Genomic DNA, 19,548 nt, shown 5'->3' with positions numbered 1-19,548 from the left:
TCCTGACGGGGCCCCGCCGAGCGTGCTCGGCGGGGCCCCGTCGTGCGTCGTCAGCCGATGACGACGGCCGCCTCCGGGCGCCTGTACCGGCGCTGCCGGTCGCGCATCGCGAGCCCGGTGCCCAGCGTGATCGGGCCGAGGCGCCCGAGGAACATCAGGGCCACGAGCACGAGCTGGTGCCACGCCTGCATGTCCGCGGTGATGCCCGTGGACAGGCCCGTGGTGCTGAACGCGGAGATCACCTCGTACAGCACCTGGTCGAGGGTGAACCGGCCGGTCGAGAGGGTGATCGCGAGCGTGGGCACCACCACGGCGGCCACGCCGACGAGCGCCACGGTGAGCGCCTGCCGCTGGGTGCCCGGCGCCAGCCGCCGGTCCCAGAGCGTGGCGTCGGGGTCGCCGCGCAGCTCGGACCAGATGGCGACGGCGAGGACGGCGAACGTCGTCACCTTGATGCCGCCGGCGGTGCCGCCGGAGCCGGCGCCCACGAACATGAGCATGTCCGTGAAGAACCACGTGCCGTTGTTGGCCTGGGACAGGTCGACGGAGTTGAAGCCGGCGGTGCGCGGCATGACCGACTGCGTGAACGCGGCCAGCACCTTCGCCGGCGGGTCGAGCGGGCCGAACGTGCCGGGGTTGCCCCACTCGGCCGCGAGGAAGAACAGCGTGCCGACCACCAGCAGCACCGCCGTCATCAGCAGGGTGAGGCGGGTGTGCACGCTCCAGCGCGACAGCCGGAGCAGGTCGGTCGGGCCCTTCTCGGTGCGCCGGGTGCGGTGCAGGCGCCACAGCTCGAGCAGCACGGGGAAGCCGAGGCCGCCGATGACGATCGCCGCGCAGATCGGCAGGCACACCCACGGGTCGGCGACGAAGGGCACGAGGTTCTGGCTGTAGATCGAGAACCCCGCGTTGTTGAACGCGGACACGGCGTGGAACACGCCCGACCAGACGGCGTGCGCGAGCGGCTCGTCGTAGGCGGCGGCGAAGCGGGCCGTCAGCAGCGCGGCCACCACCAGCTCGGTGACGACGGTGAACCGCAGCACCCCCAGCAGCACGCGCCGCACGTCGCCCATCCCGACGGACCGGGTCGACTCGGTCGCCACCAGGCGCGTGCTCAGCCCGAGGCGGCGGGTGAGCAGCAGGCCGAGCAGCGACGCGAGCGTCATGACGCCGAACCCGCCCACCTGGATGAGCAGCAGGATCACGACCTGCCCGAACGGCGTCCAGAACGTCTCGGTGTCCACGACGGCGAGCCCGGTCACGCAGGTCGCGGACGTGGCCGTGAACAGGGCCTCGACGAAGCTCGCGCTCCGGCCCTCGGCGCTGACGGGCAGGCTGAGCAGGGCCGTGCCCGCGGCGATCGTCGCGAGGAACGCCAGCGTGACGAGCTGGGCCGGGCGACGGCGCAGGCTCGCGGGCGAGGCGGCGGAGGTCGTGGGCGGCCGGTGCGGGCGCAGCCACGGGATCAGGTGCACGAAGGGTCAGTGTGGCACCACGCCCGGCGCACGGCCCCACCTGGACGCGCTCTGGCCGTGGGCTGGTCGCGCCCGTAGCGTGAGGTGCGCCGGGCAACCGTCCGGTCCCTGACGGAAGGACAGCTCCGATGAGACGCACGACCTTCAGGACGATGGCCGCCACGGCCGCCGGGCTCACGCTCGCGGCGACCGCGGCGACGGCCCAGGCCGCCGGTCCGAGCCCCGACGACGACGTCGCGGGCGCGGACCGATATCCGGCCGGGCTCCTGCAGGCCATGACGGACGACCTCGGCGTGTCGACGGCGCGCGCCGTGGAACGCCTCGACTTCCAGGACGACGTCGCGGCCGCGCAGGAGCGGCTGCGGGAGAAGCTCGGTGACGAGTTCGCCGGAGCCTGGCTCGACCCCGAGCGCGACCGGCTGCACGTGGCCACGACGGGCGGTGTCGACGACGTCGCCGATGCCGCCGGCGCCGTCGACGGCCACGCTGTGGACGCCGTCGAGGCCCGGTACTCGCTGGACCAGCTCGAGGGCTGGGCCGCCGACCTGGGCGACGGTGCGGTGCCCGTCGCGGGCGGTGTGACCGGCTGGCACGTGGACGTGCAGGACAACACGCTCGTGGTCGAGACGCTGGCGGGCGCGGGCGCCCGGGCCGACGTCGACGGCGCGCTGGCCGCGGCGGGGGTGCCGAGCGGCGCCGTCACCGTGAGCACGACCGCCGAGCGGCCGCGGGTGCTCGACGACGTCGTCGGCGGCAACCCGTACTTCATCAACGACGCCGCGCGCTGCTCCGTCGGCTTCGCCGTCACGGACGGGTTCGTCACCGCGGGGCACTGCGGCTCCGCGGGCGACACGACGTCGCAGCCCGCGGGGACGTTCGCCGGGTCGAGCTTCCCGGGCGACGACTACGGCTACGTCCAGGTGGGCCTCGGCAGCACACCGGTGGGCGCCGTCAACGACTGGGCCGGCGGCCAGGTCGCGGTCGCGGGCGCGGAGCCCGCGCCGGTGGGCGCCCAGGTGTGCCGCTCCGGATCCACCTCGGGCTGGCACTGCGGCACCGTCGAGGCGCTCGACGTCTCGGTGTCCTACGCCGAGGGCACCGTCGACGGGCTGATCCGCACCGACGTCTGCGCCGAGCCGGGCGACTCCGGCGGCTCGCTGCTGGCGGGCGACCAGGCGCAGGGCGTGACGTCCGGCGGGTCCGGCGACTGCACCTCCGGCGGCACGACGTACTTCCAGCCGGTGGGCGAGATCCTCGACGCCTACGACCTCACCCTGGTGACCGGCTGACTCGCGAGGTAGTTCACCACCCCGCGAGGTAGTCGAGATCTCCGCGAGGTAGTTCAGAACACCGTGAGGTAGTTCGGATCCTCGCGAGGTAGTTCGAAAAGGCCGCGAGGTAGTTCTCATCGGCCGCGTGGCGCGCCATCTCGCCCGATCTGCGAACTACCTCGCGGCCCCTCTGACTACCTCGCGGAGATCTCGACTACCTCGCGTGCTCTCGGACTACCTCGCGGGCTCTCGGACTACCTCGCGGTCGGTCACAGGAGGCTGACAGGTCCCCACGCCGCGCGTACGTTTCCGTCACACCGAGTCGGTAGCGTGATCCCGTGCTCACCGAGACGCGCCCCCAGACGCCGCCGACCCCATCGCGGGGGACGGCGGGAGTCGGCGCGCCCATCCTGCCGGTCGGTGCGTGGCGCGGGCCGCAGCCCGTCCCGCAGGCGCGGACCGCCCCGCGCGTCGCGGCCGCGGTCGTGGCCGTGCTGGCCGTGCTCGGGGTGTGGCTCACCTGGCGGTTCTTCGTCGGCACGACCGCCGGCCAGCGGGTCGACGAGCTCGCGTTCCTCGGCGCGACGCACGGCCAGGGCCGCCTGTGGCGGGTCGCGGAGCCGGTGCTCGACGTCGTGTCCGTGGCGTTCGTCGTCGCGGGCGTGGGGGTGGCGATGCTCGTCGCCCTGGTGCGACGCCGCTGGGTGCTGGCCCTGCAGGTCGCGGTGCTCGTGGGCGGCGCGAACGTGACCACCCAGGTGCTCAAGCACGGCGTCCTCGACCGGCCCGAGCTGCTGGCGGGGTGGACCGGCCCCAACACCCTGCCCAGCGGCCACACCACCGTCGCGGCCTCGGTGTCGGTGGCGCTGCTGCTCGTCACGCCGCGGGCCTGGCGCCCGGTCGTCGCGATCCTCGGTGCCGCCTACACGGGGGCCACCGGCGTCTCGACGCTCGTGGGCCAGTGGCACCGGCCGTCGGACGTCGTCGCCGCGGTGCTCGTCGTCCTGGCGTGGGGCGCGGTCGTGTGCGCCCTCACGCCGGCGTCCTCGACGGACGAGCTGCGCCGCCCGGGCGGGTCGTACGCGGCGCCCGGGTCGTACGTCGTCGCCGGGCTGCTCCTCCTCGCCTCGGTGGTCGCCGCCGGGGTGTCGGTCGCCACGGCCGTGGGCCTGGTCACGAACGGCGGCAGGGTCCCCCTGTCGCCCGACCTCACCGCGTACGCGGCGGGCGCCCTGGCGGCGCTCGCGGCGACCGGGGCGGCGTTCGCCGTCCTGCTCGTGCTGCGTCAGCTCACCGCGCAGCCCCGCCTCACGTCTCGGTAGAGTGCCGCCCGGCGGCCGTGTCGGGGAAGTGACGAGCAGATGTCGTACCGTGACATGACCGGTCGGCCGGCCACCATCACCGCCGCACCAGCACGCCGCCCGCACCGCCGCAGCACCAGGGAAAGCAGGAACGGATGCCCCAGCCACGCAAGCTCGTGATCGTCGAGTCGCCCACCAAGGCTCGCAAGATCCAGGGCTACCTCGGCGACGACTTCGAGGTCGAGGCGAGCGTCGGGCACATCCGGGACCTCCCGCAGCCGCGGGACCTGCCGGCGGACATGAAGAAGGGGCCGTACGGCAAGTTCGCCGTCGACGTCGACAACGGGTTCGACCCCTACTACGAGGTGCACGCGGACAAGAAGCAGAAGGTCCGCGAGCTGAAGAAGGCCCTCAAGGAGGCCGACGAGCTCTACCTCGCCACCGATGAGGACCGCGAGGGCGAGGCCATCGCCTGGCACCTCATCCAGGAGCTCAAGCCCAAGGTCCCGGTCAAGCGGATGGTGTTCCACGAGATCACCCGCGAGGCGATCGTCCGCGCGCTGGAGAACACCCGCGAGCTCGACGAGGACCTGGTCGACGCGCAGGAGACGCGCCGCATCCTCGACCGGCTCTACGGCTACGAGGTCTCGCCCGTGCTGTGGCGCAAGGTGCGCCAGGGCCTGTCCGCGGGGCGCGTGCAGTCCGTCGCGACGCGGCTCGTCGTGGAGCGCGAGCGCGAGCGGATGGCGTTCGTCCCCGCCGACTACTGGGACGTCACGGGGCAGTTCGCCCCGACGACGGGCGACGACGCCGGGCAGGCGTTCCGCGCCCGCCTCACGGGCCTCGGGACGGACCGCGTCGCCGCGGGCCGCGACTTCGACGACCGCGGCCGGCTCAAGGTCCGCACCGGTGTGGTGCAGCTCGACGAGGCGTCCGCGCACGCCGTCGTCGCCGGGCTGGCCGACTCGGGGTTCGCCGTCCGCTCGCTCGAGACGAAGCCGTACTCCCGCAAGCCGGCCGCCCCGTTCACCACCTCGACGATGCAGCAGGAGGCGGGCCGCAAGCTGCGGATGAGCGCACGGCAGGCGATGCGCACGGCCCAGGCGCTGTACGAGAACGGCTACATCACCTACATGCGCACGGACTCGCCCTCGCTGTCCGCGGAGGCGACCGACGCCGCCCGGCGGCAGGCGGCCGAGCTGTACGGCCCCGAGTACGTGCCGGGCGCGCCCCGCCTGTACGCCCCGAAGAACAAGGGCGCGCAGGAGGCGCACGAGGCCATCCGCCCCGCGGGCGACTCGTTCCGCACCCCCGCCCAGGTGGCGCGGGAGATCTCCGGCGACCAGTTCAAGCTCTACGAGCTGATCTGGAAGCGCACGGTGGCGTCGCAGATGGCCGACGCGAAGGGGTCGACGGCGTCCGTGCGGCTCGCCGCGACGCTGTCCGGCGCCGCGGGCGAGCTCGCCGGCAGCGAGGCCGTGTTCTCGGCGTCCGGCACCGTCATCACGTTCCGCGGCTTCCTCGCCGCGTACGAGGAGGGGACCGACGTCGCGGAGGGCGCCGACGCGTCCGCGAAGGACGCGCGCCTGCCGCGCATGGCGGAGGGCGACCCGCTGCGCGGCGACGACCTGACCGCCGAGGGCCACTCGACGACGCCGCCCGCCCGCTACACGGAGGCGTCGCTGGTCAAGGCGCTCGAGGAGCTCGGCATCGGCCGCCCCTCCACGTACGCCGCGACGATCTCCACCGTGCAGGACCGCGGCTACGTGCGAACCAAGGGGCAGGCGCTGATCCCCACGTGGCTCGCGTTCGCCGTCGTGAAGCTGCTCGAGGAGCACTTCCGCTGGCTGGTGGACTACGACTTCACCGCGGAGATGGAGGCGGACCTCGACCAGATCGCGTCGGGCAGCCGCGACCGCGTGGCCTGGCTGACGCGCTTCTACTTCGGCGACGGCTCGGGCGAGAGCACCGGCTGGGGCCTGCACGAGCTCGTCGAGAACCTGGGCGAGATCGACCCCGTCGCGATCAACTCCGTGGAGATCGGCGAGGGCATCCGCGTCCGCGTCGGCCGGTACGGCCCGTACGTCGAGGACCTGGGCGCCGAGGTCGCCGAGGGGCAGAACCCGCCCCGCGCCTCCATCCCGGACGACGTCGCCCCCGACGAGCTCACCGTGGCGAAGGCGCGCGAGCTGCTGGCCGCCGGCGCCGAGGACGGCAAGGTGCTCGGCACGGACCCGGTGTCCGGCCATGAGATCGTCGCGAAGAACGGCCGCTACGGCCCCTACGTGACCGAGGTCCTGGACCTGCCGGAGATCGACCCGAACCTGTCCGCGGCGGCGCAGAAGAAGGCGAAGGCCGCGCAGCCGAAGCCGCGCACCGGCTCGCTGCTCAAGACGATGACGCTCGAGACCGTCACGCTCGACGACGCGCTGAAGATCCTGTCGCTGCCGCGCGTCGTGGGCACGGACCCGGAGTCGGGCGACGAGATCACCGCGCAGAACGGCCGCTACGGCCCGTACCTCAAGAAGGGCACCGACTCGCGGACCCTCGCGTCGGAGGAGCAGCTCTTCACGATCACGCTGGACGAGGCGCTGAAGATCTACGCCGAACCCAAGCGCGGCCGGGGCGCCCGGGCGGCCACCCCGCCGCTGCGCGAGCTGGGCGACGACCCGACCAGCGGCAAGCCGATCGTCGTGAAGGACGGCCGCTTCGGCGCGTACGTCACCGACGGCGAGACCAACCGGACGCTGCCGCGCGACCTCACGCCCGAGAGCATCACGCCCGAGCGCGCCGTCGAGCTGCTGGCGGAGAAGCGGGCGGCCGGGCCGGCGAAGAAGCGCACGACGCGCAAGCCGGCTGCGAAGAAGCCCGCGGCGAAGAAGTCCACCGCCAAGAAGTAGCGCCCGCTCACCACACCGTCGCGGTCAGTCCTCGCGCTCGACGAGGTACACGTGGCCGTCGGCCCGCGTGACGCGCTGCAGCGACCGGCGCAGGGCGGCGTCGCGGGCCACCTCCTCGGGGGTCGGCGGGATCGGCGGGGTGCGGCGGATCGACGCCGGCCCGAAGAACCGCAGCAGGCTCTCGGTCACCCTCATGCCCCAGGTCCGGTCGTCGTCCTCGCGGCGTGCCATGACACTCCCTCGTAAAAACTTGGTGGGCCAACCATTGGTGCGCCAACTATATGTGCGCTCGTAGGCTGGGCGCATGGACCTGCCCGCCGACCCGCTGCGCCTCGAGGCGCAGGTCTGCTTCTCGCTGTCCGCGGCCGCTCGGGCGATGGTGTCGATCTACCGGCCGATCCTCGAGCCGCTCGGCCTCACGCACCCGCAGTACCTCGTGATGCTCGGCCTGTGGCAGGACGACCGCGCCGGCGCGACGACGACGGTCACCGGGCTGAGCGCCCGGCTCCTGCTCGACCCGGGCACGCTGTCGCCGCTGCTCAAGCGGCTGGAGCGGCAGGGGCTGCTGGAGCGCCGCCGCGCCGCCGGGGACGCGCGCGTCGTCGAGCTGCACCTCACCGCCGCCGGCCGGGCCCTGCGGGCCGAGGCGGAGCAGGTCCCGGCGAAGGTGGTCGCCGCCAGCGGGCTGAGCCTGGCCGAGCTCGAGCAGGTGCGCGACGTCGCGAACCGGGTGGTGGCGGCGTCGGGCGGCGTCCCGGCCTGACGCCCCGCCGTCCGCGGCGTGCGGCCCGCCGGGTACGGTGTCGCCCATGACCGACGTCACACCCGCCTCGTTCGCGCCCGGACTCACCACCGACGACCTCGCGGGGACGGTGCCCGACCCGCGGACCGCTCCCGCCGTGCGCTGGGGCGTGCTCGGCGCCGGCAACATCGCCGGGTCGTTCTCCGACGGCGTGCGAGAGCACACCGCGTCGTCGGTCGTCGCGGTCGGCTCGCGCGACCTCGCCAAGGCGGAGGCGTTCGCCGCGGCGCACGCCCCGGGCGCGCGGGCGCACGGCGACTACGACGCGCTGGTCACGGACCCGGAGGTCGACGTCGTGTACGTCGCGACCCCGCACAGCCACCACCACGAGCACGCGCTGCTCGCGATCCGCGCCGGCAAGCACGTCCTGGTCGAGAAGGCGTTCACGCAGGACGCCGCGCAGGCGCGCGAGGTGCTCGACGCCGCCCGCGAGGCCGGCGTCTTCGTCATGGAGGCCATGTGGACGCGGTTCCTGCCGCACGTGGCGGCGCTGCGCGGCGTGATCGCGCGCGGCGAGATCGGCCGCGTCGTCGGCATGATCGCCGACCACGGCCAGCAGTTCCCCTTCGACCCGGCCCACCGGCTGTACGCGCCGGGCCTCGCCGGCGGCGCGCTGCTGGACCTCGGCGTCTACCCGGTCTCGTTCGCGCACGACCTGCTCGGTGCGCCCGAGGCGGTCAGCGCCGTCGGTGCGCTCACCGAGACGGGCGTCGACGGCCAGATCGGGATGGTGCTGGGCTACCCCGGCGGCGTGCAGGCCACGCTGTCCACCACGCTGTGGGCGCGCACCGCCAACACGGCCGTGATCTCGGGCACCGAGGGCCGCATCGAGGTGGCCCGCACGTTCTACGCGCCGACGTCGTTCACCGTCGAGCGGCACGACGGCGCCACCTGGGCGTACGACGGCTTCCGCGGCGAGGGCAAGCAGTACCAGGCGGCCGAGGTGGCGCGCCGGGTCGCCGCGGGGGGCACCGAGAGCCCGCGCATGTCGTGGGACGGCACGCTCGAGGTCATGGACACCCTCGACGAGGTGCGCCGGCAGACGGGCGTCGTGTACCCGGGGGAGTGAGGGCGGGTCAGCCGCGCGCGATCCGGCGGCCGCTGACCTCCGTGGGCGTGATGCTCACCCAGACGTTCTTGTCGTCGTTCTGGAAGCTCACGAGTCCCGTGCCGCGGGCGGCGGCGAGCTCGGCGTCCGTCTCGAGGATGCGCGCGGTGCCCTTGACCACGACGCTCGTCGCGACGTCCTCGCCCCACTCGTCGGCCTCGAAGGCGACGCGGGAGTTCACCGTCAGCTCGACCAGCTTGGTGCCGGGGCGGGTGCGGAAGTAGACGACGCCGTCGCCGGCGGCGAAGCTCACCGGGAAGATCTCGGCCTCGCCGCCCACGGCGGTGGCCAGGCGCCCGACCGACTGGGTGCGGAGGAACTCCCAGGAGTCGTCCTCGGTGAGCAGGGTGACGGGCGAGGTGGACATCGAGCCTCCAGTGCGTCGGGAACCACTGCCATCGTCTCCCCGGCCGGTGCCCGGCGCTACGCGGGAGAGCGGTGTCGTCGGTCACCGTTAGGGTGTCCGGAGTGAGCAGCGCACCCGGGTACTTCGTCTCCTTCGAGGGCGGCGACGGCGTCGGCAAGACCACGCACGTGCGGCTGCTGGGCGACTGGCTGCACGAGGTCACCGGCCGCGAGGTCGTCGTGACGCGGGAGCCGGGCGGCACGCCGCTGGGCCTCGAGCTGCGGCGCCTGGTCATGCACGGCGACGACATGGACGCCCGCAGCGAGGCGCTCCTCTACGCCGCCGACCGCGCCCACCACGTCGCGACGGTCGTGCGGCCGGCGATCGAGCGCGGCGCGGTCGTCCTGACCGACCGGTACCTCGACTCCTCGGTGGCGTACCAGGCCGGCGGGCGGGAGCTGTCCGAGGAGGAGGTCGAGGCGCTGTCGCTGTGGGCCACCCGCGACCTGCTGCCCGACGTCACCGTCCTGCTCGACCTGGACCCGGTCGTGGGCGCCGCCCGCCTGTCGGGGGAGCCGGACCGGCTGGAGCGGGCGGGCGACGAGTTCCACCGGCGCACGCGCGAGACGTTCCTGCGCCGGGCCGCGGCCGACCCGGAGCGGTGGGTCGTGGTCGACGCGTCCGCGCCGCTCGACGACGTGCAGGCACAGGTGCGCGTGGACGTCGCCGCCCGCCTGGACCTCACGCCCGCGCTGGTCGATCCCGTCGACGTCTCCTCGCTGGTTGAGCCTGTCGAAACCCGGTGGCGTCTCGCTCGACCGGCGGACGAGGAGGGGCGCGAGTGAGCGTCTGGGACGACGTCGTCGGGCAGCCGGACGCCGTCGCCGTGCTGCGTCGCGCGGCGACCGACCCTGCCGCGATGACGCACGCGTGGCTGCTCACCGGGCCGCCCGGCTCGGGCCGGTCGGTGGCGGCCCGAGCCTTCGCGGCGGCGCTGCAGTGCACCGGGTCGGACGGTGAGACTGGCGGGTGCGGGCGGTGTCGCGCCTGCACGACGACGCTCGCCGGGACACACCCGGACCTCACGGTCGTGGCGACGGACAAGGTCGTCATCACCATCGACGAGGTGCGCGACCTCATCATGACGGCGTCCCGGACGCCGTCGTCGGGCCGCTACCGCGTGATCGTCGTCGAGGACGCCGACCGGATGGCCGAGCGCACCACCAACGTGCTGCTCAAGGCGATCGAGGAGCCGCCGCCGCACACGGTCTGGGTGCTGTGCGCCCCGAGCGCGCAGGACGTGCTGCCCACGATCCGGTCCCGCTGCCGCGGCGTCGTGCTGCGCGTGCCGCCGGCCCAGGACGTGGCGGACCTGCTCGTGCGCCGTGACGGCATCGACCCTGCGGTGGCGCTCACCGCGGCGCGCGCCGCCCAGTCGCACGTGGGCCTGGCGCGCCGGCTGGCCCGGGACGCCGACGCCCGGGAGCGCCGGGACGCCGTGCTCGAGATCGCCCGCCGCATCCGCGGCGTCGGCGACGCCGTGCTCGCGGCCGGGGAGCTGGTGGACGTCGCGAAGGCCGAGGCCGTGGCGGCCACGGCGGAGCGCGACGCCGTCGAGAAGGCCGAGCTGATGCGCGCCCTCGGCGTGCAGGAGGGCGACACGCTGCCGCCGCGGCTGCGCTCGCAGCTCAAGCAGCTCGAGGACGACCAGAAGCGGCGGGCCACCCGCCGCCAGCGCGACGTCCTGGACCGCTCGATGGTGGACCTGCTGTCCCTGTACCGGGACGTGCTCGTGGTGCAGCTCGGCGCGGCCGTCGACCTCGTGAACGCCGAGCACGACGGCGCCGTGCGCGCGTTGGCGGCGGACTCGACGCCCGAGCAGACGATCCGCCGGATGGACGCGATCGGGGTCGCGCGCGAGCGGCTCGAGGGCAACGTGGCGCCGCTGCTGGCGCTCGAGGCGATGACGGTGGCGCTGCGCCCGCAGGGCTGAGCGCCCGTCTCGACCAGCGCGACGTATCACCAGCGACAGTTGCCTCATCACCCCTTCATGCGGTGAGGTGTTCCGCGGCGGGGGCCATGGTGGCCCCGCGACCTGACTGGGGGTTGGCATGAGGATCCTGCTGCTCGTCTCGGCGTTCAACGGGCTCACGCAGCGTGTGTGGGGGTACCTGGCGGACCGGGGCCACGACGTAGGCGTCGAGCTGGCGCCGACGTTCGGCTCGCCGGAGGAGCTCACGGCGCGCGTCGAGGAGATCGGGCCGGACCTGATCCTGGCGCCGTTCCTCAAGCACCGCGTGCCGGAGGACGTGTGGCGGCGCTGGACCACCGTCGTCGTGCACCCCGGCCCGGTCGGGGACCGCGGGCCGTCGTCGCTGGACCACGCCATCCTGGACGGCCGCGACCGCTGGGGCGTCACCGCGCTGTCCACGGTGGAGGAGATGGACGCCGGCCCGGTGTGGGCGACGTCGACGTTCGCGCTGCCGGAGGTCCCGGTCGCCAAGAGCGCCCTGTACAACGGCCTCGTGGCCGACGCCGCGCTGGCGTGCGTCGAGGAGGTGCTGCGCAAGGTCGCGGCCGGCGAGGAGCCGACGCCGGCCGACCGGCTCGAGCGGGAGGTGCCGGGCACGGGCGAGCTGCCGCTGCTGCGCCGGGCCGCGTTCGAGCTCGACCCGTCTCTTCCGGCCGCCGAGCTGGCGCGCACGATCGCCGCGGCCGACGGCGCCCCCGGCGCCCCCGTGACGCTGCAGGGCGCGCGCTTCTGCCTGTTCGATGCCGTGGCGGTCCCCGAGGCGGTGGACCCGGCGGCGGCGCCCGGCACGCTGGTCGGCCGGGACGAGGACGCGGTCGCGATCGCCACGGGCGACGGCACCCTGTGGGTCGGGTACGCCGCGACCCTGGCCGAGAAGCGCGGCACCAAGCTGCCCGCGGCGTGGGTGCTCGACGTCGCCGGCGTGCCCTTCCGGCCGGCGCCGGCCGCGCTCGCGGAGTCGGTCTACGAGCGCGACGGCGACGTCGGCTACCTGACGATCCGGTCGTACAGCGGCGCGATGCACACGCAGCAGTGCCGCCGCCTGACGACCGCCGTCGAGAAGGCGCTGACCGAGGACACCAGGGTGCTCGTGGTGCGCGGCACCGAGCACGCGTTCTCCAACGGCATCCACCTCGGCGCGATCGAGGCGGCCGACGACCCGGCCGCGGAGGCGTGGGCCAACATCCAGGCCATCGACGACCTGTGCGAGGCGATCGCCGGGGCCGACCAGCTCACCGTCGCCGCCTTCACCGCGAACGCGGGCGCGGGCGGCGTGATGGCCGGGCTGTGCGCGGACGTCGTCGTCGCGCGCGACGGCGTGGTGCTCAACCCGTACTACGACATGGGCATCTTCGGCTCCGAGCTGCACACGTGGACCGTCGCGTCCCGGCTCGGCGAGGTCGACGCGGACCGGCTGCTGAGCGCCAAGCTGCCGGTGTCCGTCGCGGAGGCCGCGCGGATCGGCCTGGTCGACGCCGTCGGCCCGCGCGACCCGGAGCGGTTCGGCGCGTGGCTGGCCGACCGCGCCGCCGCGCTGGCCACGCCCGCGGGGCGGGCGGAGGCCGCCGCCGGCGCCCAGGTGCGCGCGCCCCGCCGGCCCCTGTCGTACTACCGCACGATCGAGCTGGCCGAGATGGCGCGGGACCTCTTTGACGACCGGCGCGGGTTCGCGGCCAAGCGGCGCGACTTCCTGCGCAAGGCCGCCCCGCAGGCGACGCCCGAGCGGTTGCGGTTCGCGGACGTCCGCGAGACGGTCGCCGGGTGACCGACCGCACCCTCCGCGCCCTGCGCGGCCCCCTGCTGGCCGGCGCCGCGGCGGCTCTCGCGGTGCTCGTGACGGCCTGCGCGTCCGGCGGCTCGCCGGGCGGCGGGCCGTCCTCGGGAGCGTCGTCCGCCGAGGCGTCGCCGTCGTCGAGCCCGTCGGCCGACCCGTCCATGGAGCCGTCGGCCGACCCGTCGACAGAGGGCCCGGCCGCGCCGGCGCCGGGCGAGCACCAGCGCGGCCTGCCCGACGGCGCCCAGGGGACGTTCGACAGCCCGGCCGGGGCGGCGTGGTCGCCCACGCCGGGCGTGCTGCTGGTCGTGACGTACGGGTCGAGCTCCTGCCCGCGGCTCGCCGAGGCCGAGGCCGGCTGGGACGGCGCCCACGAGGCGGTCGACGTGGGCATGGTCGAGCCGGACCCGGGCCCGTGCACGATGGACTACGCCCCGACGACGAGCGCCGTCGCCGTCCCGCCCGACGCCGACGCCGGGGCGCCCGTCACCGTCCGGCTCGGCGACCTGGGCGAGGTCGAGGTGACGCCCCGCGCGGCGGACGGCGAGGCGGGCCCGGTCGCCTGGGTCCCGGCCGCCGACTGAGCCTGTCGAGACCCGGTTGTGAACGTCGGTCGAGCCTGTCGAGACCCGGTTCTGGACGTCGGTCGAGCCTGTCGAGACCCGGTTCGCCTGGTGGGACGGCACGTCCGGGGCAGTCCGTGAGCGACGGTAGGTTGGGCGGGTGATCTCCGACGAGCGCCGCCCGACCGCCCGCCGCACGACCGCTCGCCGCTCGAGCCTCCGCAGTACCGCCGCCGTCGTCGTCGCGGCCGGGGCGCTGCTGCTCGCCGGGTGCACGGCGCCCGCCAAGGAGCAGTCGCCGGTGGGCTCGGCGTCGGGCCCGGCCGCGTCGCAGGCGCCGGACGGCTTCGAGCAGTACTACGGGCAGACGCTCGAGTGGAAGGACTGCGAGGACGGGCTGGAGTGCGCGACGGCGTCGGCGCCGCTGTCCTGGCAGGACGCGGACGCGGGCAGCATCGAGCTGGCCCTGGTGCGCAACCCGGCGGACGGCAAGGACCCGGAGGGCTCGCTGCTGGTGAACCCCGGCGGTCCGGGCGCGTCGGGCGTCGACTTCGTCCGCAACGACGCCCAGGCGGGCGGCTCGACGTTCGGGAAGAAGCTCCAGGACGCGTTCGACATCGTCGGGTTCGACCCGCGGGGCGTGCAGGGCTCGAGCGGCGTGACGTGCTTCGACGACGCGCGCAAGGGCGAGTCGCTCGCCAAGGACTTCGACCGCAGCACGGACGCCGGCCTCGAGGCGATGAAGGCCGAGTACGAGGCGTGGAACGCGGCGTGCGCCGAGAACTCGGGCGAGGTGCTCGGCCACGTGGACACGCAGAGCGCGGCCCGCGACATGGACATGCTGCGCGCGGTGCTCGGCGACGACGCCCTGAACTACCTGGGCTTCTCGTACGGCACGCAGCTCGGCGCGACGTACGCCGGGCTGTTCCCGGACCGCGCGGGCCGGCTGGTGCTGGACGGCGCGATCGACACCACGCTGAGCTCGGAGGAGATCTCCCACGGCCAGGCCGTCGGGTTCGAGAACGCGCTGCGGGCGTACGTGCAGGACTGCCAGGCGGGGGCGGACTGCCCCCTGACCGGCTCGGTGGACGACGGGATGCGGCAGATCCGGCAGGTGCTGGACCACGCCTACGAGCGGCCGTACCCCACGTCCACGTCCGACCGCACGGTCACCCAGAGCCTCGCGTTCTACGGGATCGCCGTCACGCTCTACAACCAGGGCAGCTGGCCCGCCCTGACGCAGGGCCTCGACGAGGCGATCAACCAGGGCACGGGCGACGTGCTGCTCTACCTCTCCGACCAGTACTTCGACCGGAACGCGGACGGCAGCTACTCCTCGAACTCGGAGGAGGCCATGCGCGCGGTGAGCTGCCTGGACGACCGCGCCACGACCGACGTCGACCAGATGCGCGCCGACGCGGCCGCCATCGAGAAGGACGCGCCGACCATGGGCTCGTTCTTCGGCTACGGCGGCCTGACCTGCGCCGGGGCGAAGTACCCCGAGGTGGAGCAGGAGTTCGACGTGCACGCGAAGGGCGCCCCGCCCATCGTCGTGGTCGGCACCACCAACGACCCGGCCACCCCGTACGTGTGGGCCGAGGGCCTCGCGAAGACGCTGGACTCCGGCACGCTCCTCACCTACGAGGGCGAGGGGCACACCGCCTACTCGCCGTCGCGGCCGTGCGTGGCGGACGCCGTCGAGTCCTACCTGGTGGACGGCGACGTGCCGAAGGCGGGCGCCACCTGCTGACGGCCGGTGCGTGACCAGTGCCGCAGGGCGAGCACGCCGAGCACGGAGATGACGACCAGCCCGACGACGTAGAACACGGTGGACCACGTGGAGGCGTTGTCGGCCGCGACCGGCAGCAGCTGCCCGTAGGCCAGCTCGTAGTGCAGGCCGCCCGTGACCTTGAGGGCCAGGTACGCGGCGATGAAGCCCATCGAGTCCCAGGCGGCGTGCAGCGCGACCACGACGACGTAGGCGAGCAGCACGCCCCCGGTGAAGCGGTACTTGCCGGCCGCGGACGCCGCGCCGAAGATCGCCGCGCCCAGGATCGCCGTCCACAGCACGTGCCCGACCGGCGTGAGCAGCCCGCGCACCGCCTCCGTCTGCAGCAGGGCGTTGAGGTCGATCTGGCCCAGGCGGGTCAGGCTCGCGTTGAACGCGTAGCCCGCGGACTCGAACGCCGCGAACCCGGCGCCGACCGTCGCGCCGAGCAGCGCGCCCTTGAGCCCCGTCTTCTCGGCCACACGCGCGCCCACCACGAGGAAGACGGCGATCTTCACGGCCTCCTCGATCGCGCCCACGCCCACGTAGATCCACAGCGACGGCGACAGGTGCGACTCCAGGATCGACGCGCCCAGGACGCCGAAGATGCCGCCGAAGAAGAACGCCGCCAGCAGCAGCATGATGTCGATCGAGCCGTGCGCCTTCTCCACGACGAACAACACCACGCTGAACGGCACCAGGAAGCTGCCCAGCAGGATCACCGTCGGGATGAGGTTCGAGTTCTGCGTGCCGAACGTCACGGCGGCGGTGACCGCCCAGAGCAGCACGCCGAGGACGAGCGTCTTCCACCACCACCCTCGGCCCGTGATGATGGCGGAGCTCTGCGACGTCGTGGGCTGCATGGGCACGAGTATGCGGAGGTCAGCGCGGCCTGTCGCGCGGAAGCGGCGGCGTCGGAGGAGGCGGCTGCCGCGCGTTTTGGAGACGGCCCCGCGCGTCAGGTACTGTAGGCGCGCTCGTTGATCCGGCAGCACGCCGGTGCGCAGCACGCCGCCTTAGCTCAGTCGGTAGAGCGATTCACTCGTAATGAATAGGTCGTCGGTTCGATTCCGACAGGCGGCTCCACCACGAGAACCCCCGCTGACCTGGACCATCGGTCCAGGGAAGGCGGGGGCTTTCCGCATGTCAGGCACCCCTGCGGTCATCTCGCGCACCCCCCGCGCTCCCCGGGCCCCGATTCAGCCTCTCCAGACCGGCCCGATCGGCCCCCGTCCCGAGGAAGTGGACGTACAGGTTCGTGGTCGCGATCGACTCGTGCCCGCACCACGCTTGGACCGTCCTCGGGTCCACGCCACGAGCCAGCCACAGGCACGCCGCGGTGTGCCGCAGGTCGTGCAGACGGCGTCCCCGACCGGTCCCGACGTCGTGCCCCGCCGCGTCCTTCACCGACCAGTCCAGCGCGCGCAGCGTTTGGGTGCGCCAGAACTGCGCGCCGCCCGACGTCGTGAACAGCAGGTCGCGCGACGACTTGCCCGCCGCGAACTCCCGGACGATGGGCAGCACCCGGTTCGCCACCGGCACCCGACGAGTGCGCCGGCCCTTGGTCGACTTCACCGCGTACCGCTCGGGCTGGTTGCGCCGCACCATCAGCGCCGGCGTCGGCACCTCGAGGAACGACGAGACCTGCATGGCGCGCATCTCGCCCCAGCGGAGCCCGGTCCACCCCATGACGAGCAGCACGTCAGCGATCCGCTCGTCCTTCTGCGCCCAGACCAGGTACGCCGCTTCGAGCTCGTCCTCGGTGAACGGGTCCATCTCGTCGACCTCGGCCGAACCCTTCGGGACCCGGACGCCGGTCACCGGGTTGCTGCTCACCAGCTTCTCCCGCAGGCACCAGGCGTAGAACGCCGACAGGCTCGCCCGGAAGCGCACCACCGACGACTCGGCGAGGCCCTGCGACAGCAGCAGCTCGAACGACCGCGCCACCTTCCGCTCGGTGATGGCCGACAGGTGCACGTTCCGCATGCTCGTCGGCATGATCCGGGCCATGTTCTTGTCGGCGTAATAGGTCGTCGGCGCGACCGTCCGCTCCCGCACCGCGAGCCACCGTTTCAGGACGAGGCTCGTGCGCTCCTTGCCGGCGCGCGGGTCGTACCCGCCGTCGAGCGCGGCACGCTTGCGACGAAGCCACGCATCGGCCTCGCGCTTGGTGCCGAACGTCCGCGACGTGACGAACTCACGTCCGCTCTTGAGCTGCGCCCGGAACCGGCCGCTCGGCGTCTTGCGGACCGTCATGGCCACTGAGTATCGGTTTGACGGGGCTCGCGAGGATGAGCGCGACGTGCGAATCGAAGACGGGATCGACTGGCGGTAAGGACCGCTGCCTTGCCCTGCGTCGGGTTATGTGCGATATCGGCGCGCCATCTGATGTGCGACATCTGGACTAGGAAATTGAGGGGTTCAGCGGTCCGCGGCCTTGTCCTGTCTCGGGACCTGCTTGACACATCTGTCTCAGGACGTGCTTGACGCCCGGCTGGGGGGAGCGGGCCAGGCGTCGCATCGGACGAGCTGGTTACGTCCGATCGTCAGGCCGTCCCGAAGCCCCACCCGTCCATTGCCTTCGCGCGTTCGGCCCCCTCGAGCCACCGAACCCGCAGCATCCGCTCCTGCTCGGGGTCCTCCGCATCACCAGAGTTCTCGTAGAAGCCGTACTGACCGTTCCTCAGTTCATCAAGCCACCGGGAAGGCGATTCAGCCCACCCCGCCTCGCTGACCACCTTGTCAGGGTCGGGCGCGTCGGCAGCGTTCAGCCAGAGAGTCTCGATGAACTCGACATACTCCACGCCGCGCGCCCATCTGGTCCACCTGAGGAACCCGCCGGTCCGGGTCCACCTCGGCTCGACTCGGAAGACGACGAATCCGGTCGTCGAGTCATCGAAGACCTGGGCCACGCTGTCTCGGAAAATGTCGAGGCTGGGATCGCGATCGAACGCGCTCCCTTCAGGTCGCCAGGGCATCACCTGCCTCCCTTCGATGAGCTGCACAGGCTAGCGCCACGCTGGGTCGAAGCATCGGTCGCCGAGCCAGGGCCGTCAAGCACGTCCTGAGACAGATGTGTCTAGCAGGTCCCGCTTCAAGACAGCGGTCCGCGGGCTTGGCGGTGAGGACTTTCTCTACTGACTCAAGCGCGCGGCTCCGCCGCGCGGGTCGGCCTCCCGGGCGGGGCCCCGCGCTCCGCTCGCAAGCTCGCTCCGCGCACCCCACCCGTCCGGCTTCCCACGACACGACGAAGGCGGCCCGAGTCATTCTCGGAGCCGCCTCGTTGTGTAGCACTCGGAGATGGCTCTGCTGCCATCACTCGGCCGCAGTCGCCGGTGCTATCGCATCCTGTCCCCGCCGCCTCGCGTCCATCTGTGCCGCAACGTGCCGGGCGGCGATCCACATCAGCCCGTACGAGGCCACAGCTCCGATGGCGCCGGGGACTGGCCCCCAATGTCGCAGCGCGTAGAACGTCGCGACGAGCGCCAGCACGACGGCGCTTAGGGCGACAGCGATCCGGAGGAACGTCTTCGCGTCTGCCTGGGGGTGCAAGCGTCGCTTCCGTGCCTGCACCGACATCAGGACGAGCGTCCCCGGAGTCAGTGCGGTGAGCCAGAGAACGAACGCCGCTGGCGGGATCGGAACGAGGAGGGCAGCCGCCAGGGTCGGCGGTCCCAGCAACGGAAACGCCCAGAGCCGAAAGTTCCTCGTCCAGGCGTTCATGCGGTCCACCCAGGCAGGCTGACTAGGCACCGACCTCACGACAGCTCTTCCCTTCCGGCGTCCGAGCCGGCGAGACAGCCGGTGGCAGAACGGTAGTGGAAGGTGGCCGTCCGGCCCCGCACCGACAGCCGAGCATCCGGCCGTCTCCGGACCGCGTCAAGGGCGCCTTCGGCGTCGCTGCGCGATGGCCTGCGGCCACCCTTGACCCGGGCCTCCGACGACCTCTTGTGCTCCGCTATCGGGACGGCGCCTCCGAGTGTCCCCGCCCCTTCGAACGCGCACCCCCCGCGCACCCCCGACCCTGCAACAGGGGCGTCGAGCGCACCCGATGCGCACGGAATGACGCCGAAAATCGGGCCTCGGAACCGTCCACAGGCGCTCGTAATGAATAGGTCGTCGGTTCGATTCCGACAGGCGGCTCCACCACGGAAACCCCCGCTGACCTGGACCAACAGTCCGGAGTCCGCGGGGGTTTTCTCGCATGT

The 19,548-nt window shown here is 73.2% G+C and carries 17 protein-coding genes and 1 tRNA gene; 11 read left to right on the top strand and 7 right to left on the bottom strand.

Annotated elements, in window-relative coordinates:
- Positions 1–50: 50 nt before the first annotated feature.
- Positions 51–1,475: a TrkH family potassium uptake protein gene (locus AAG589_RS15195; RefSeq protein WP_430568117.1), complete on the bottom strand. Its 1,425-nt coding sequence runs from the start codon at positions 1,473–1,475 to the stop codon at positions 51–53.
- 128 nt (positions 1,476–1,603) lie between these two features.
- Between AAG589_RS15195 and AAG589_RS15190 the strand changes: the two genes are divergently transcribed.
- The 3 genes from AAG589_RS15190 to topA all read left to right on the top strand — a co-directional run bounded on the left by AAG589_RS15190 (position 1,604) and on the right by topA (position 6,947).
- Complete coding sequence (locus tag AAG589_RS15190; protein ID WP_430568116.1) at positions 1,604–2,764, top strand: S1 family peptidase; 1,161 nt, start codon at positions 1,604–1,606, stop codon at positions 2,762–2,764.
- 320 nt (positions 2,765–3,084) lie between these two features.
- A complete protein-coding gene (locus AAG589_RS15185) occupies positions 3,085–4,068 on the top strand; it encodes a phosphatase PAP2 family protein (protein WP_430568115.1) in 984 nt (327 codons plus the stop codon).
- A 134-nt stretch (positions 4,069–4,202) separates the two neighbouring features.
- Positions 4,203–6,947, top strand: a complete 2,745-nt coding sequence (gene topA, locus AAG589_RS15180) for a type I DNA topoisomerase (RefSeq protein ID WP_430568114.1) — start codon at positions 4,203–4,205, stop codon at positions 6,945–6,947.
- Positions 6,948–6,971: 24 nt separating this feature from the next.
- Here topA and AAG589_RS15175 read toward each other — a convergent pair whose 3' ends face one another.
- Complete coding sequence (locus AAG589_RS15175; RefSeq protein WP_430568113.1) at positions 6,972–7,178, bottom strand: hypothetical protein; 207 nt, start codon at positions 7,176–7,178, stop codon at positions 6,972–6,974.
- Positions 7,179–7,251: 73 nt separating this feature from the next.
- Between AAG589_RS15175 and AAG589_RS15170 the strand changes: the two genes are divergently transcribed.
- Both AAG589_RS15170 and AAG589_RS15165 read left to right on the top strand, forming a co-directional pair.
- Positions 7,252–7,710, top strand: coding sequence for a MarR family winged helix-turn-helix transcriptional regulator (locus AAG589_RS15170; protein WP_430568112.1), 459 nt, complete (start codon positions 7,252–7,254; stop codon positions 7,708–7,710).
- Between the two features lie 46 nt (positions 7,711–7,756).
- The gene (locus AAG589_RS15165) at positions 7,757–8,818 is read left to right on the top strand and encodes a Gfo/Idh/MocA family protein (RefSeq protein ID WP_430568111.1); all 1,062 of its coding nucleotides are present in this window, start codon (positions 7,757–7,759) and stop codon (positions 8,816–8,818) included.
- A gap of 7 nt (positions 8,819–8,825) precedes the next feature.
- On the opposite strand, the gene AAG589_RS15160 is transcribed toward AAG589_RS15165, so the two are convergent.
- A complete protein-coding gene (locus AAG589_RS15160) occupies positions 8,826–9,224 on the bottom strand; it encodes a pyridoxamine 5'-phosphate oxidase family protein (RefSeq protein WP_430568110.1) in 399 nt (132 codons plus the stop codon).
- 101 nt (positions 9,225–9,325) lie between these two features.
- Between AAG589_RS15160 and tmk the strand changes: the two genes are divergently transcribed.
- From tmk to AAG589_RS15135, 5 genes are all read left to right on the top strand, one after another.
- Positions 9,326–10,048, top strand: a complete 723-nt coding sequence (gene tmk, locus AAG589_RS15155) for a dTMP kinase (RefSeq protein ID WP_430568109.1) — start codon at positions 9,326–9,328, stop codon at positions 10,046–10,048.
- Entirely contained in the window at positions 10,045–11,196 is a 1,152-nt protein-coding gene (locus tag AAG589_RS15150) for a DNA polymerase III subunit delta' (RefSeq protein ID WP_430568108.1), read from the top strand. Before tmk ends, AAG589_RS15150 begins: the two co-directional genes overlap by 4 nt.
- A 118-nt stretch (positions 11,197–11,314) precedes the next feature.
- Positions 11,315–13,000 (top strand): enoyl-CoA hydratase-related protein, encoded by a 1,686-nt coding sequence (locus AAG589_RS15145; RefSeq protein ID WP_430568107.1) that lies wholly within the window; start codon positions 11,315–11,317, stop codon positions 12,998–13,000.
- Complete coding sequence (locus AAG589_RS15140; RefSeq protein WP_430568106.1) at positions 12,997–13,593, top strand: hypothetical protein; 597 nt, start codon at positions 12,997–12,999, stop codon at positions 13,591–13,593. Before AAG589_RS15145 ends, AAG589_RS15140 begins: the two co-directional genes overlap by 4 nt.
- Positions 13,594–13,732: 139 nt before the next feature.
- Entirely contained in the window at positions 13,733–15,322 is a 1,590-nt protein-coding gene (locus tag AAG589_RS15135; protein WP_430568105.1) for an alpha/beta hydrolase, read from the top strand.
- Here the strand turns inward: AAG589_RS15135 and AAG589_RS15130 are convergent.
- Entirely contained in the window at positions 15,277–16,203 is a 927-nt protein-coding gene (locus AAG589_RS15130; protein WP_430568104.1) for a PrsW family glutamic-type intramembrane protease, read from the bottom strand. The two genes, AAG589_RS15135 and AAG589_RS15130, sit on opposite strands and share 46 nt — an antisense overlap.
- A 147-nt stretch (positions 16,204–16,350) precedes the next feature.
- Between AAG589_RS15130 and AAG589_RS15125 the strand changes: the two genes are divergently transcribed.
- Positions 16,351–16,426 (top strand) — tRNA-Thr (locus AAG589_RS15125).
- A gap of 60 nt (positions 16,427–16,486) precedes the next feature.
- Here AAG589_RS15125 and AAG589_RS15120 read toward each other — a convergent pair.
- The 3 genes from AAG589_RS15120 to AAG589_RS15110 form a co-directional block, all read right to left on the bottom strand.
- Entirely contained in the window at positions 16,487–17,596 is a 1,110-nt protein-coding gene (locus tag AAG589_RS15120) for a tyrosine-type recombinase/integrase (protein WP_430568103.1), read from the bottom strand.
- A gap of 290 nt (positions 17,597–17,886) precedes the next feature.
- Complete coding sequence (locus tag AAG589_RS15115) at positions 17,887–18,345, bottom strand: hypothetical protein (RefSeq protein WP_430568102.1); 459 nt, start codon at positions 18,343–18,345, stop codon at positions 17,887–17,889.
- A 310-nt stretch (positions 18,346–18,655) separates the two neighbouring features.
- Positions 18,656–19,072, bottom strand: a complete 417-nt coding sequence (locus tag AAG589_RS15110) for a hypothetical protein (RefSeq protein ID WP_430568101.1) — start codon at positions 19,070–19,072, stop codon at positions 18,656–18,658.
- Positions 19,073–19,548: the final 476 nt, after the last annotated feature.

The sequence above is a fragment of the Isoptericola sp. F-RaC21 genome (assembly GCF_038593535.1).
In the GTDB taxonomy this organism is placed as follows: domain Bacteria; phylum Actinomycetota; class Actinomycetes; order Actinomycetales; family Cellulomonadaceae; genus Isoptericola.
Note: the sequence above shows the minus strand (reverse complement) of the source record. Positions and strands in the feature narration are given on the sequence as shown.